We start from the raw sequence: 13,574 nt of genomic DNA on the forward strand, positions 1-13,574 counted from the left end.
CACCCAACTTATCCCGCCGCGCGTCTGCTGGGTGGTGGCGCGCGCGCCCGCGAAGGCGTTTGAACTGCGACCATTGTATTGCCTGACTAACCGGTTTCGCGGGCAAGCGCGCTCCTACAATTGACCGCGTCAGACCGCACATGCGCGAGCTTTTTTCAGTGGGACCGTCTTCAGCCGGGAAGAGGCCGGTATGAGCGCCATCCATTCTGCGGTGTGCCACCTGACGCTTTCCCGGCTAAAGCCGGTCCTACTGGGAGATCGCGGTCCCACTCAGTACTTGCTTCTTGGCCGGTATGTGGGCCATGGCGGGAAAACGAAATAATACTGACTGACGCTCATCCTGTAGGAGCGCGTCAGACCGCACATGCGCGAGCTTTTTTCAGTGGGACCGGCTTCAGCCGGGAAGAGGCCTGCTTGAGCGTTATCCATTCTGCGGTGGGACGCCTGACGCCCCCCCGGCTAAAGCCGGTCCTACAAGGCGTTCACTCACAATCCCGTGGGTCATCCTCAAGCGTGTCAGCCGCTCTCGGTAATTCCCCCGTGCGCATCCACTGCCTTGTAGGCTAACCTGCGGCCCATGTTCTAAGAGGTCGGTCATGCACATTCATATTCTGGGTATCTGCGGCACGTTCATGGGTTCGCTGGCGGTGCTAGCCAAGGATCTGGGCCACAAAGTCACGGGCTCCGATACCAATGTTTACCCGCCGATGAGCACGCAGCTCGAAGCGCAGGGCATTGAGTTAATGCAGGGTTACGACCCTTCGCACCTTGAGCCGGCACCAGATCTGGTGGTGGTCGGCAACGCCATGTCGCGGGGCAATCCGGCGGTCGAGTATGTCCTGAACAAGGGCCTGCCCTACGTTTCCGGTCCGCAATGGCTGGCCGATCACGTCCTTCGCGGACGCTGGGTACTGGCCGTCGCAGGCACCCACGGCAAAACCACCACCAGCAGCATGCTCGCCTGGGTGCTGGAACACGCCGGCATGGCCCCGGGCTTCCTGATCGGCGGCGTGCCTCAGAACTTCGATGTCTCGGCGCGCCTGGGCGATACGCCGTTCTTCGTCGTCGAGGCGGATGAATACGACAGCGCCTTCTTCGACAAGCGCTCCAAGTTCGTCCATTACGGCCCGCGCACCGCCATCCTCAACAACCTGGAGTTCGATCACGCCGACATCTTTCCGGATCTGCCGGCCATCGAGCGTCAGTTCCACCACCTCGTGCGCACCATCCCGAGCGAAGGCCTGGTTATTCACCCGACCACCGAGCCCGCCCTTGAGCGCGTGATTCAAATGGGCTGCTGGACGCCGGTGCAAACCACGGGCGAGGGCGGCCAATGGCAGGCGAACCTGCTCAGCGAAGACGGCTCGAGGTTCGAAGTGCTGTTTGAAGGTGCGGTCCAGGGCGTCGTTGACTGGGGCATGACCGGCCAGCACAACGTGGCGAATGCCTTGGCGACCCTCGCCGCCGCCCGCCACGTTGGCGTCGTGCCGCAGCAGGGCGTCGACGCGTTGAGTGCGTTCAAGAGCGTGAAGCGGCGCATGGAAAAGGTCGCGGAAGTACGCGGCATCACGATCTATGACGACTTCGCTCACCACCCGACCGCCATTGCCACCACGCTGGACGGTCTGCGCAAGAAGGTCGGCGATGCGCCGATCATTGCCATCGTCGAGCCGCGTTCCAACTCCATGAAGCTCGGCGCCCACCGCGACGGTCTGCCGGAAAGCGTCGTCCAGGCCGATCAGGTGGTCTGGTATGCGCCGGCCAATCTGGGTTGGGATCTGGCGGCAACCGCTGCGCAGTGCACCATTCCATCGTTGGTGTGCGACAGCCTCGACGGCATCATCGACCTTGTGAAAAGTCAGGCCCAGCCCGGCACCCACGTGGTCATCATGAGCAACGGCGGTTTCGGCGGCCTGCACGGCAAACTCGCGGAGGCCCTGCAATGAGCGGCCCTGAACGCATTACCCTGGCAATGACCGGCGCGTCCGGCGCGCAATACGGTCTGCGCCTGCTGGACTGTCTGGTGCGCGAAGACCGCGAAGTGCATTTCCTCATCTCCAAGGCTGCGCAGTTGGTCATGGCCACAGAGACCGACGTCAACCTGCCGCCCAAACCGCAGATGATGCAGGCCTTCCTTAACGAATACACCGGCGCGACAGCGGGTCAGATCCGGGTGTACGGCAAGGAAGACTGGATGTCGCCGGTGGCGTCCGGTTCCGGTTCGCCGAGCGCAATGGTGGTGGTGCCGTGTTCGACCGGCACCTTGTCGGCAATCGCCACGGGCGCCTGCAACAACCTGATCGAGCGTGCGGCAGACGTGACGTTGAAGGAGCGCCGGCAGTTGATTCTGGTGCCCCGCGAGGCGCCGTTTTCCAGCATCCATCTGGAGAACATGCTCAAGCTGTCGAACATGGGCGCGGTGATTCTGCCGGCGTCGCCCGGTTTCTATCACCAGCCGCAGACGATCGACGATCTGGTGGATTTCGTCGTGGCGCGGATTCTTAATCTGCTCAACGTCCCGCAGGACATGCTGCCGCGTTGGGGCGAGCATCATTTTGGCGCCGATGAATAAGCTCGTCGTCATTGCCCTGGGCCTGTTGCTGACGACGGGCTGCTCGACCGTGCGCACCCTCGACGCCAATCAGCCGGGCGCGCCAGTCGTGTACGCCGGGACTCGGCTGGATCTGTACGCCATCGAAGGCGGCTGCTGCGAGAAGGATCGCTTCGGCACCGAGGCGCCGAAATACCCGATGCTCGACCTGCCCGGCAGCGCGCTGCTCGACACGCTGCTGCTGCCGTTGTCGATTCTGACGGCGCTGGGTGTGGGGTTTCAGGCTACAGGCGGAATGTAATGCGATCCCTGTAGGAGTGAGCTTGCTCGCGATTGCGACATGACTGGCCCTGTGAGGGTGACTGTCAGAACGCATTCGCGAGCAAGCTCACTCCCACAGTGTGGCGCGGTGTCGGGGCCGAACGCATTCCATGTAGGAGTGAGCTTGCTCGCGATTGCGACATGACTGACCCTGTAAGGGTGACTGTCAGAACGCATTCGCGAGCAAGCTCACTCCTACACAGTTTTTGCTGTCAGCTTGAGCAGCGCTCAGTCACTTCCCCAACCGCCGCAAATCATCCGACTCAACCACCCGCACGCCGTCCTGCTCTTCCAGCGCCAGGCGCCATAGCGCGCGGGCGAGGTTGCAGGCTTCGATGCCGCCGTATTTGCCGGGGATCAGCTTGGCAATCGGCCCGGCCAGTTGCTCCATCAGACGCTGATCCTGCCGCTCGCCAATCAACAACGACGGCTGGACGATGGTCAGTTGCGGCCAGCCCTGAAGCTTCAGTGCTTCTTCCATCTCGCCTTTGACGCGGCTGTAAAAGATGCTTGATTGCGGGTCGGCGTTTACGGCGCTGATTACCAGCAAATGACGCGCCCCCAACTCGCGGGCACGTTTGCCGAACGCCACGACCAGGTCGAAGTCCACGGCCCGGAACGCTTCCTGGGAACCGGCCTGTTTGATCGTGGTGCCGAGGCAGCAGAAAGCGATATCAACGGGGCCTTCCAGCGCGGGCAGCAGGTTTTGAAGCTCGCCGACCGGGTTTTCCAGGCGTGGATGTTCAGCCAGAGGACGACGGCTGGGGGCGAGAAGGCGGGTGACAGTGGGTTCGTTAAGCAGGCGGTCGAGCAAGTGCTCGCCAGTCAATCCGGTAGCTCCGGCAAGCAAAATGTGCTGAGGCGTCAAGTACATGATCTTTCTCCCTTGATACGCCACAAGCATAGGCGCTGTACCGGAACAGACTGCGGGCGAAGCGGGAGGGTTTCACAAAAACACATGAAATCTTGGCGCATCCCGCATTTGAGGGTGCATCACTGCGTAGGAGCCGGCTTGCTGGCGAACCCGATCGAGCATTCAACCTTGCAGCGCCTGAACGAATGCGTTTGCCAGTAAGCCGGCTCCCAGAGGTTCCGCGTCAACGGCGGCACTCAGCGCCGCACCGTATTCAATGCCCGCTCCGCCTGACTCTTGCGCAGCTGCCGCCAATGGTTGACCACGCCTTTAGGCGCCCACATCTGCGGCTCGGAGGCTTCGAAGCTTTCGTCCGTCTCGCGCTGGGCGACGATGTCTTTCGCCTCATTGAACGCTTGCACCAGATCATCGGTTTCCACCAGCGCCTTGCCGAACAGCGCCTCGCCGAAGTAGGTGAAATCAGCCTCTTCAGAACAGCCAAAAGACACCCGGTCCTCACGCGAAGCCGTAATCACCATCGTCCGCTCGTCCTTGATCGCCGGGATGAAACCGCCCGAATAACAGGCGGAAATCACCACCACCTTGTCGCGATTCTTCAGCGGTGCGAGCACGCCGGCCATCTCGTTGGCGGGCAGGTCGGACAGCTCCAGACGCGGCTGATCCAGCACCAGCTCGTGTTCATGGGTGCCGTGGCTGGTGAGATAAATAAAGATCAAATCTTCCGGACCGCTGCGCTTGGCCAACGTCTGCACGGCGCGGCTGATGGTCTCGCGGGTGGCCAGCGGTCGATCGGCCATGTGGTCGCGATGGTTGACCAGCGTGACCTGCCCGAACGCACCGAAGCGCGTTGCGAGGAGCTTGTTGACGTAATCGGCCTCGCGCAGAAAGACGCTCTGCTTGCCATCGCCGCCCACGACCAGGCTGTACAGCTCGATGGCCGGCGTGGAAGCAGGCACGGCGGCGAGGGCTTTCTCGACCAGGGCGCCCTGGGCGAGCAAGCCCATTTCCAGCGGGTCCGGCAGCAGCTTGCCGGCCGCGTCGCGCACGCGCTGGCCGTTGGACCAAGTGCCGCTCTGGACTTCGCCGTCCGCCGTGGTCAGCACGCCGCTGCCGTGATAGTTGTCGTTCTCGAACTGGCCGATGTACACGCTGCCGTCCGGGAGCTTCAGGCTGCCTGAGCCTGCGAAGCGCCAGTTCTTGAAGTCCCCTTGATAGCGCGTGCCGTCGGAGCCAATCAGCTCGCCCTTGCCGGTAAACGCACCATCCTTGAACTGCCCCGACCAGACATCGCCATCGGCGTTTTCGTAGCGACCGCGACCATTGAGCTGGTTGTTATGGAAGCCGCCAACGTACTGATCGCCATCGGCGCTGTTGAAATTGCCCGTACCTTCAAGCTGGCCGTCGACGAACTTGCCGCTGAACTGGTTGCCTGCCGAATCGTTGCGCTGGCCTTCGCCGTTGGGTTTGCCGTGGGCGAACTGGCCCTGATACTCGCTGCCGTCGTCCAGTTCCAGATGCCCGGCGCCGTCATACAGATCGGCCTTGAACTCGCCGCGATAACTCATGCCGTGCTCTTTGAGCGTGCCTTCGCCGTCGCGCCGCCCCAGCTTGTAGCCGCCGACGTAACTGCCGGCGCTGGTGGTCAGCGAGCCCTGGCCATGGAAAAGCCCGTCCTGAAAACCGCCCTTGTACACGTCACCATTACTGGCGTGCCATTCGCCCTGACCGTTCCATTGCCCACTCTTGAATTCCCCGGCGTACCAGCTGCCATTGGGGTAATCGATACGGCCTTTGCCTTGCAGCACGCCATTGATCACGTCGCCGCGATAGCGTCCACCGTCGGGCAGGCGAGCGTCCGGGGGCAACAGCGATTCGCCGTCGCCGCAAGCGGTAAGAAGGAAGGTCAGGGCCAAAGGAGCAAACGCGCGCATGGTAAATCCCGAAAATAAGATGTTTCGGCGTGATCTGATCGCGTACGTGTATCGAGTCGCTCACACAGCCGCAGCGAGTATGCCGCAGCGAGGAACGCTCATGAAACAGTCTGTTACGACTGTTTCATGTTTCGGGGGGATTAACGGAGGCGCGGCGGGGGTTACACGAAGCACAGCGAAAGCGGTTCAGCAACGAAGGCAGGCTTGTCCAGGCCTTCGATTTCAAGCGTTGCAGTGGCTTTGAGCAGCCATTGGCCGGGCTTCTTTTCGGTCACTTCAGCCAGAGTGACTTTTAGACGAACGCGCGAATTCACTTTCACCGGCTGAATGAATCGCACGCTGTCCAGGCCATAGTTGATCGCCATCTGCATGCCTTCGGGCACCACCATCAAGGACTCCATCAGCTTGGGCATCAGCGACAGCGACAGAAAGCCATGGGCGATGGTCGAACCGAACGGGGTTTGCGCGGCTTTCACCGGGTCGACGTGGATGAACTGAAAGTCGCCGGTGGCCTCGGCGAACAGATTGATGCGCGCCTGATCGATGGTCAGCCACTCGGAGCATCCCAGGTCCTTGCCTTCATAGCGTTTGAGTTCTGCAACGGGTACGTGGGGCATCGCTACTCTCCTTGTGATTAATTGTTTTCGCGCGCGATCTTCACGGCAGGCCCCCTGACACACCGCGCTCACAGGTTTGCTGCCGCTTCGCGTCAGATCGCGAGCAAGCTCACTCCTACAGTTTGAACCGCAGTCGACGAGGTGGCGTCGGCGCTGTTATTGCTTGGCATTGCAGATCAGCACGCCGCACTGCGTGGGTCAATGTGCCCTCAACTGGCGAATACCACCCCATAGGCAGCGCGGGTGGCGTGTCTATAATGTCGCCGCGAATCCGCTGGAGTTTTCTATGTTGCTAAGAGGCCTGACCTGGCTGGTGCTGTTCCAACTGATCGGAACCGCGCTCAATCACCTGTTTCTGTCGATCCTGCCCGGCCCGATCATCGGGCTCGTGCTGTTGATGATCTACCTGATGACCCGGGGCGAAGTCAGCGAACCCATCAGCCTGGCCGCCAGCAGTCTGCTGCGCTACCTGCCGTTGCTGCTGGTGCCGCCCGCCGTGGGTGTGATGGTGTATGCCGACCAGATCGCCGAAGACTTCTGGGCAATCGTCGGCTCGCTGGTGATTTCCCTGATGGTCTCGCTGACCTTCGCCGGCTGGCTGATGCAGAAACTCATCGACCGTCAGGCCAGTCGCCGGGAGCCATCATGAGTCTGGACTGGCACGGCGCCTGGATGTCCGTGATCCATCACCCCTTGTTTGGCATCGCCATTACCTTGGGCGCTTATCAACTGGTGCTCGCGGGCTACGAGAAAACCCGTTGGGTGTTTTTGCAACCGGTGCTCATTTCGATGCTGGTGGTGATTGGCGTCTTGGTGAGCTGCGGACTGTCCTACGTCGAGTACCGCAAAAGCACCGAAATCCTCAGCATTCTGCTCGGCCCCGCCACGGTTGCGCTGGCCGTGCCGCTATATTTGAATCTGCGGCGCATCCGGCAACTGTTCTGGCCGGTATTGACTACGCTGGTGGTGGGCGGCGTGCTGGCCACCGGGCTGTGCGTGGCGCTGGGCTGGATGCTTGGGGCTAATCACATGATCCTGATGACCATGGCGCCCAAGTCTGTAACCTCGCCGATCGCCATGCTCGTCGCCGAGCAGATTGGCGGTGTGGCGGCGCTGGCGGCGGTGTTTGTGTTGATAACCGGAGTGATCGGCGGCATATTCGGCCCCGGCTTGCTGACCCTGGCGCGGGTAAATAGCCCGGAAGCCCGAGGCATGGCCCTTGGGCTGACGGCTCACGCGGTGGGTACGTCGGCGGCCCTGCAGGAAAGTGAGGAATGCGGCGCCTTCGCGGCGCTGGCAATGAGTTTGATGGGTGTCGCCACGGCCTTGTTCCTGCCGTTGGCGGTGTCTCTGGTTGCTTGAGGATGGGTTTATGTCGTTGCCGTTGTTTCCACTGCCACTGTTTCCACTGAACGCCGTGCTGTTCCCGGGGTGCGTGCTCGATCTGCAGCTCTTCGAGGCGCGCTACCTCGACATGATTAGCCGCTGCATGAAGCAGGGCGAAGGCTTTGGCGTGGTCTGCATCACTGAAGGCAGTGAGACGGGCGACGTACCGGACGGTTTCTCGATGATTGGCTGCGAAGCGCGGGTCACCGATTTCCAGAAGCAGGACAACGGCCTGCTCGGCATTCGGGTTGTGGGTGCCCGACGCTTTCGGGTGAAGGACTACAGCACCCAGCGCGACAACCTGCTGGTCGGCGAGGTCGAGTGGCTGGACGATCCTCAGGAGCAACCGCTGCAAGAAGAAGACGACGACCTGGTCGCGTTACTTGCCGCGCTGGCCGAACACCCGATGGTCGCCGCGTTGAACATGGGCCTCACCGCCAGCGGTCAGCACTCGCTGGCCAATCAACTGGCCTACCTGTTGCCGTTCGCGGAAGAAGACAAAGTCGAGCTGCTGGAGATCGAAGACGCCGAGGAACGGCTCGACGCGATTCAGGACCTGCTCGACGAGATGCAGGGCGACATGCAGGACTGACGGAGCGGCCCACGTCGCTGTCTCAGTCCAGCGACGTGCTAACGGTTGTCCTGCAGGCCGCGCTTCAACGCCTGACACTTTAGTACTGATAGCGGATCAAACCGTGCGGGAACGAGTGCAGCCCGAACCCGCCAAACAGCGCCACCATCGCCGGCAGCACCAGCCACCACACCTTGATCGGCAGCGCCTCCAGCGGCTTTTTGTTCTGCACGAACGCCAGGCTCGCGGCACAGGTGAAAAACGCCAGCAGCATCCCGGCAGTGACATCCGTCGGCCAATGCACGCCCAGGTACACCCGTGACATGGCGATCGCCAGCGCCGGAATCCCGCCCAGCAGCAGCCAGGTCAGACGCAGCCGCACCGGCTGACCGCGCCCGGCAAGCACCGCCAGCGACATGAACAGCGCAAACGAGGCCGAGGCATGCCCGCTCGGCATGCTGTAAGTCCCGAGGGCCTCCGTCAGTACCTCAGGGCGTGCCCGTGCGAAGGTGTATTTCATGCTCTGATTGATCAGCGCCGCGCCAAGGGTGGTGCCGATCACGAAGATCGCATGGCGCCATTTTCGCGTGACGATCAGCAGAACGGCCAGCAGGGCCGCGGCGCAGAACTGCGTGCGGAAATCCCCCAGGCCCGTGATCATCACTACGAAGTTCTCGGCCGCAGCGCTTCGGCTGGCCTGCACTACGGTCATGATGCCCTGATCGAAATCGGCCAGGTACGGCCAGCCCAAAAACACACTGCCCAGCAGGATGAAACACGTCAGGGCGATAACCTTGGTCGCGTAGGGTTTCTGCCTAAGGCTGCTCTGGATGCTGATGCCCAGCAGAATCGCCAGCCCGCCGCCTACCACGGCGGCCTGGGGCCAGAAATTTTCCGGCAGGGGCAGGCGGATGGCAGCACCGGTCGCCCAGCCCGGCAGAATGTAGGCCACCGACCAGCCGGCGGCTGCAATCAGGCTGACACCGGCAAAGCGCACGAACGGCATGTCGCACATCCCGGCCACCATCGGCAGCATCGGTCGCAGCGGACCGATGAAGCGCCCGACCAACAGGCTGGCGATGCCGTAGCGCTGAAAGTAGGTCTCGGCGCCGCCGATCCACTCCGGGTGATTGCGCAGGCCGGGCAATTGACGAATCCTCTGATGGAAGCGCCGGCCGAGGAAGTACGACACCAGGTCGCCCAGTATCCCGCCCAGAAAACCCAGCAGCAGCGCTTCGCTCAACGGCAGCACGCCGCTGCCGGCCAGTGCAGCGATCGCGAACAGCACAACCGTGCCGGGTACGACAATGCCGGCGATGGCCAGGCACTCGATGAACGCGACGATAAAAATCGCCGCGCCGAGCCAGGAAGGGTTGGCGCTTAGCCAGGAAGTGATGCTGTCGAGCCACGCGCCCATGGGTTCAGTTTCCTTGCTCGATGAAAATATAGTCGCGGCCTTCGACTTGCCCGCGTCTGAGAGGGTTCCGTGTGCAGAAGCGGGCATAGCTGGCATCAACAAACCGGTACATCAGGTGCTCGTCGCGACCGGTGGGGATACCCAGGCGCGTCGTTTGAATAATTCGCGGCGGGCGCTGACCCACGTCCTCGACGAAGAGTTGCTCTTCATCGAAGCGCCTGGCGTCCCACATCGGCACTTTCAGGCCCAGCGCTTTGCACAGCAACGTCTGCCCGGCACACAGCCGCTCTGGCGTGCGTACGTTTCCGCTGGCGTCGGGATTGTTCAGCAGCATGCGGGCTAGGGCGTTCTCACCGGACACCGCGTCGATCCAGGGGTAAGCGGATTTAATCAACACGGCATTGCCCGGACCTTCCGCACTGAAGTTAAGCGAATCACCGCCACGGGCGTAATACATATAAATGTGCCCGCCTTCCAGAAACAAAGCCTTACGTTTTTCCGTGTAGCCGAGGGACGCATGACTGCCTTTCTCGGCGACGTAATACGCCTCCGTCTCAATAATCCGAGCCGACAACCACAACCCGTCGACCTTGTGACGAATGACCTTGCCGAGCAACTCCCGGGCAAGCGTCTGCGCGTCGCGATGAAAAAAACTGTCCGGCAGGGCGCGTGGTGATTGGGCGGGCATAAACAAAGGCAGTCAGAGAATGGACCGCGATCATATCAACATCGGCCTTAATTGGAGCTGAATGGGTGAGGGTGGGCGCGAAGCCGGGGACAGATTAATTTACGGTGAAGCGTTGTAAATAAATCAGTCCCCTACCAATGTCAGCGCTCACACGGACGCCTTCCCGGCTAAATCCGGTCCCACTAAAAAGCAACGCGTCCCGCCAGTAAGACCGGCGCCGCTCCCCGTAGGACCGGCTTCAGCCGGGAAGCTCTTGATCTGCCTAAACGCGCTTTTGATCTTGATCTCCGTACACAAAGCGTCCACACACCGCCAAACGCGACTTGGGTGCAGGCTGAACGCAGGTCTCGCGCAGTGGGCCGAGCCGCATGGATGCGGCGAGAGCGCCGTCAGGACATGGATGTCCGTTCGGCGCGGGCCCACGGAGCGAGACCGGAGTGAAGGAACCCCGAGGCACGAGGGGCCAAACCAGGAGCAAAGCGTTTTTGGTTACTTTTGGCTGGGCCGGCAATCCGGGCGCTCTTGCCAAAAGTGACCCGCCGTAAGGGCGGAACCATAATTCGTGACGCTGGAGATAACGGATATACCCTCGGTTGCACTACCGCCGCTCCGCCTTGAGAACAACAAAACGGCCTTATTCCGACCATCCGCCTGTCGCCGCTGTCGTTCAGCACGCCCGACAGCTATAATCCGCCGCTTTCCCATTTGCCAAGACCCCCGAGACCAATGACTGAGTCCGTTCTTGACTACATGACCCGCCTGGGTCGCGCCGCCCGCGAAGCCTCCCGCGTGATCGGTCGTGCCAGCACCGCACAGAAGAACCGCGCCCTCGCAGCCACCGCTGCCGCGCTGGACGCTTCCCGTGCCGAACTGACCGCCGCCAACGAACAAGACCTCGCTGCCGGCCGCGCCAATGGACTCGAACCCGCTCTGCTCGAACGCCTCTCCCTGACCCCGGCCCGCATCGACAGCATGATCGCCGGCCTGCGCCAGGTCGCCAGCCTGCCAGACCCCATCGGCACCCTGCGCGACATGAACTTCCAGCCGTCCGGCATCCAGGTCGGCAAAATGCGCGTGCCACTGGGCGTCGTCGGCATCATCTACGAATCGCGCCCCAACGTAACCATCGACGCCGCCAGCCTCTGCCTCAAGTCCGGTAACGCCACCATCCTGCGTGGTGGCTCCGAAGCCATACACTCCAACCGCGCCATCGCCGCCTGCATCCAGCGCGGCCTCGATGACGCAGGTTTGCCGGCCGCCGTCGTACAAGTCGTCGAAACCACCGACCGTGCCGCCGTTGGCGCGCTGATCACCATGCCGGAGTACGTGGACGTCATCGTCCCGCGTGGAGGCAAAGGTTTGATCGAACGCGTCAGCCGCGACGCCAAAGTCCCGGTCATCAAACACCTGGACGGCATCTGCCACGTCTACGTCAGCGCCCATGCCGACCTGGTCGCGGCTCAGCACATCAGCTTCAACGCCAAGACCTACCGGTATGGCATCTGCGGCGCGATGGAAACCTTGCTGGTCGATCAAACCGTCGCCGCAGAGTTTCTGCCGCCAATGGCCGACCGGTTCCGTGAAAAAGGCGTCGAACTGCGCGGCTGCGAGCGCACCCGCGACCTGATCGACGTCTTGCCCGCGACCGAAGAAGACTGGCACACCGAGTACCTTGCGCCGATTCTGTCGATCCGCATCGTGACCGGTCTGGATCAGGCCATCGAACACATCAATCACTACGGCTCGCATCACAGCGATGCCATCATCTCCGACTCGCAAGCCCAGACTCGCCGCTTCATGGCTGAAGTCGACTCGAGCTCGGTGATGGTCAACGCGCCCACCTGTTTTGCCGATGGGTTCGAATACGGCCTGGGTGCGGAAATCGGCATTTCGACCGACAAGATTCACGCGCGTGGTCCCGTGGGGCTCGAAGGCCTGACCTGCGAGAAATACATCGTCGTCGGCGATGGCACACAATTGCGCGGGCAGGGGCCGGTCTGACTTGGCCGACGTCGGTCAGGCTTCAGTGAGCGGCGCCCAGGCAGTGGCCGATCCGATTGTTGTTCCGCTGAACACTGCACGGGTGCCCCAGCGCATCGGCATACTCGGCGGCACGTTTGACCCGGTGCACATTGGCCACTTGCGTGGCGCACTGGAAGTCGCCGAGCTGCTGAAACTTGATGAGCTGCGTTTGACGCCCAGCGCCCGACCGCCTCATCGCGACACGCCAAGTGTCTCGGCGCAGGACCGCCTGGCGATGGTCCAGTGCGCGGTTGCCGGTGTGCCACCGCTGACGGTGGATGATCGTGAGTTGCTGCGCGACAAGCCGTCGTACACGATCGACACGCTGGAATCGATGCGCGCTGAACTGGCCGCCGATGATCAGCTATTTTTATTGCTGGGTTGGGACGCCTTTTGCGGGCTGCCTTCCTGGCATCGGTGGGAAGAGTTGCTGGAGCACTGCCATATCGTGGTGTTGCAACGCCCGGACGCCGACAGCGAGTCCCCGGATGCGATGCGAAATCTGCTCGCGGGACGTGCCGTCAGTGATCCAAAGGCCCTCAAGGGGCCCGGCGGAAAGATTACGTTCGTCTGGCAGACGCCGCTTTCGGTGTCTGCCACCCAGATCCGTCAACTGCTGGCCAGCGGTAAGTCGGTACGTTTTCTGGTGCCAGACGCGGTACTGGCCTATATCGATACGCACGGGCTTTACCGTGCGTCGAACTGAAGGTGTGTTGCTACGCAGCCAAGTGCGCGAAGAAACGCCCAAACATACGAGTTGAAAGAGTTTTTTATGACTGACAAACGCGCTGTAAATCCAATCATCGAAGTGATCCGGGCTGCCCTGGAAGACGTCAAGGCCCAGGATATCCAGGTGCTGGACGTCCGTGACAAGCAGAGCATCACGGACTACATGGTCATCGCGACCGGTACCTCCAACCGCCAGATCAACGCGATGCTCGACAAGGTCCGCGAAGAAGTCAAAAAGCAGGGCCTCAAGCCGCTGGGGGAAGAAGGCAAGGGCGACAGCGACTGGGTGCTGCTGGACCTGGACATCGCCATTGTCCACATGATGACCGCCTCCGCTCGCCAATTTTACGACCTCGAGCGTCTGTGGGCCGGTGCCGAGCAGAGCCGTTCGGCCAGCGCTGCACACCACAGCCCGGAAAACGCTCACGAGCATTTCGACAAGCTGAACAAAGACCAGGCCTAAGGCT

14 protein-coding genes are annotated in these 13,574 nt (G+C 61.9%); 9 read left to right on the forward strand and 5 right to left on the reverse strand.

Going from position 1 to position 13,574, the window contains the following annotated elements; all coding sequences use genetic code 11:
- Positions 1–596 precede the first annotated feature (596 nt).
- From mpl to ACYAR8_RS19045, 3 genes are read left to right on the forward strand one after another with little or no spacing between them, the layout of a single operon-like run.
- Positions 597–1,946 carry a UDP-N-acetylmuramate:L-alanyl-gamma-D-glutamyl-meso-diaminopimelate ligase gene (mpl, locus tag ACYAR8_RS19035; protein WP_463580752.1) on the forward strand — a complete coding sequence of 450 codons (1,350 nt, stop codon included), beginning with the start codon at positions 597–599 and terminating at the stop codon, positions 1,944–1,946.
- Entirely contained in the window at positions 1,943–2,572 is a 630-nt protein-coding gene (ubiX, locus tag ACYAR8_RS19040) for a flavin prenyltransferase UbiX (protein WP_074892728.1), read from the forward strand. The genes mpl and ubiX overlap by 4 nt, the downstream gene beginning before the upstream one ends.
- Positions 2,565–2,852, forward strand: a complete 288-nt coding sequence (locus ACYAR8_RS19045) for a YceK/YidQ family lipoprotein (RefSeq protein WP_122536988.1) — start codon at positions 2,565–2,567, stop codon at positions 2,850–2,852. Before ubiX ends, ACYAR8_RS19045 begins: the two co-directional genes overlap by 8 nt.
- 252 nt (positions 2,853–3,104) lie before the next feature.
- Here the strand turns inward: ACYAR8_RS19045 and ACYAR8_RS19050 are convergent, their stop codons facing one another.
- The 3 genes from ACYAR8_RS19050 to ACYAR8_RS19060 all read right to left on the reverse strand — a co-directional run bounded on the left by ACYAR8_RS19050 (position 3,105) and on the right by ACYAR8_RS19060 (position 6,294).
- Positions 3,105–3,746, reverse strand: a complete 642-nt coding sequence (locus ACYAR8_RS19050; protein ID WP_108121571.1) for an oxidoreductase — start codon at positions 3,744–3,746, stop codon at positions 3,105–3,107.
- Between the two features lie 236 nt (positions 3,747–3,982).
- Complete coding sequence (locus ACYAR8_RS19055) at positions 3,983–5,677, reverse strand: C13 family peptidase (protein WP_463580753.1); 1,695 nt, start codon at positions 5,675–5,677, stop codon at positions 3,983–3,985.
- Positions 5,678–5,838: 161 nt separating this feature from the next.
- Positions 5,839–6,294, reverse strand: coding sequence for a MaoC family dehydratase (locus ACYAR8_RS19060; RefSeq protein WP_108121575.1), 456 nt, complete (start codon positions 6,292–6,294; stop codon positions 5,839–5,841).
- A 286-nt stretch (positions 6,295–6,580) separates the two neighbouring features.
- On the opposite strand from ACYAR8_RS19060, the gene ACYAR8_RS19065 reads away from it, so the two are divergent.
- From ACYAR8_RS19065 to ACYAR8_RS19075, 3 genes are read left to right on the forward strand one after another with little or no spacing between them, the layout of a single operon-like run.
- Positions 6,581–6,943, forward strand: coding sequence for a CidA/LrgA family protein (locus ACYAR8_RS19065; RefSeq protein WP_108121576.1), 363 nt, complete (start codon positions 6,581–6,583; stop codon positions 6,941–6,943).
- A gap of 2 nt (positions 6,944–6,945) precedes the next feature.
- On the forward strand, positions 6,946–7,656 hold the full coding sequence (locus tag ACYAR8_RS19070; protein WP_175514208.1) for an LrgB family protein: 711 nt from the start codon (positions 6,946–6,948) through the stop codon (positions 7,654–7,656).
- A 10-nt stretch (positions 7,657–7,666) separates the two neighbouring features.
- The gene (locus tag ACYAR8_RS19075; RefSeq protein ID WP_074892722.1) at positions 7,667–8,272 is read left to right on the forward strand and encodes an LON peptidase substrate-binding domain-containing protein; all 606 of its coding nucleotides are present in this window, start codon (positions 7,667–7,669) and stop codon (positions 8,270–8,272) included.
- Positions 8,273–8,351: 79 nt separating this feature from the next.
- On the opposite strand, the gene ACYAR8_RS19080 is transcribed toward ACYAR8_RS19075, so the two are convergent.
- Together ACYAR8_RS19080 and ACYAR8_RS19085 are read right to left on the reverse strand one after the other, a co-directional pair.
- Positions 8,352–9,668 (reverse strand): bifunctional DedA family/phosphatase PAP2 family protein, encoded by a 1,317-nt coding sequence (locus ACYAR8_RS19080; RefSeq protein WP_074892721.1) that lies wholly within the window; start codon positions 9,666–9,668, stop codon positions 8,352–8,354.
- 4 nt (positions 9,669–9,672) lie between these two features.
- Entirely contained in the window at positions 9,673–10,356 is a 684-nt protein-coding gene (locus ACYAR8_RS19085) for a DNA-3-methyladenine glycosylase (RefSeq protein WP_463580754.1), read from the reverse strand.
- A 726-nt stretch (positions 10,357–11,082) separates the two neighbouring features.
- On the opposite strand from ACYAR8_RS19085, the gene ACYAR8_RS19090 reads away from it, so the two are divergent.
- From ACYAR8_RS19090 to rsfS, 3 genes are all read left to right on the forward strand, one after another.
- Positions 11,083–12,357 carry a glutamate-5-semialdehyde dehydrogenase gene (locus ACYAR8_RS19090; protein ID WP_463580755.1) on the forward strand — a complete coding sequence of 425 codons (1,275 nt, stop codon included), beginning with the start codon at positions 11,083–11,085 and terminating at the stop codon, positions 12,355–12,357.
- 82 nt (positions 12,358–12,439) lie between these two features.
- The gene (gene nadD / locus ACYAR8_RS19095; protein WP_108121747.1) at positions 12,440–13,084 is read left to right on the forward strand and encodes a nicotinate-nucleotide adenylyltransferase; all 645 of its coding nucleotides are present in this window, start codon (positions 12,440–12,442) and stop codon (positions 13,082–13,084) included.
- Between the two features lie 66 nt (positions 13,085–13,150).
- A complete protein-coding gene (gene rsfS, locus ACYAR8_RS19100; RefSeq protein WP_065988378.1) occupies positions 13,151–13,570 on the forward strand; it encodes a ribosome silencing factor in 420 nt (139 codons plus the stop codon).
- Positions 13,571–13,574: the final 4 nt, after the last annotated feature.

The organism is Pseudomonas sp. HP_01, from assembly GCF_055284355.1.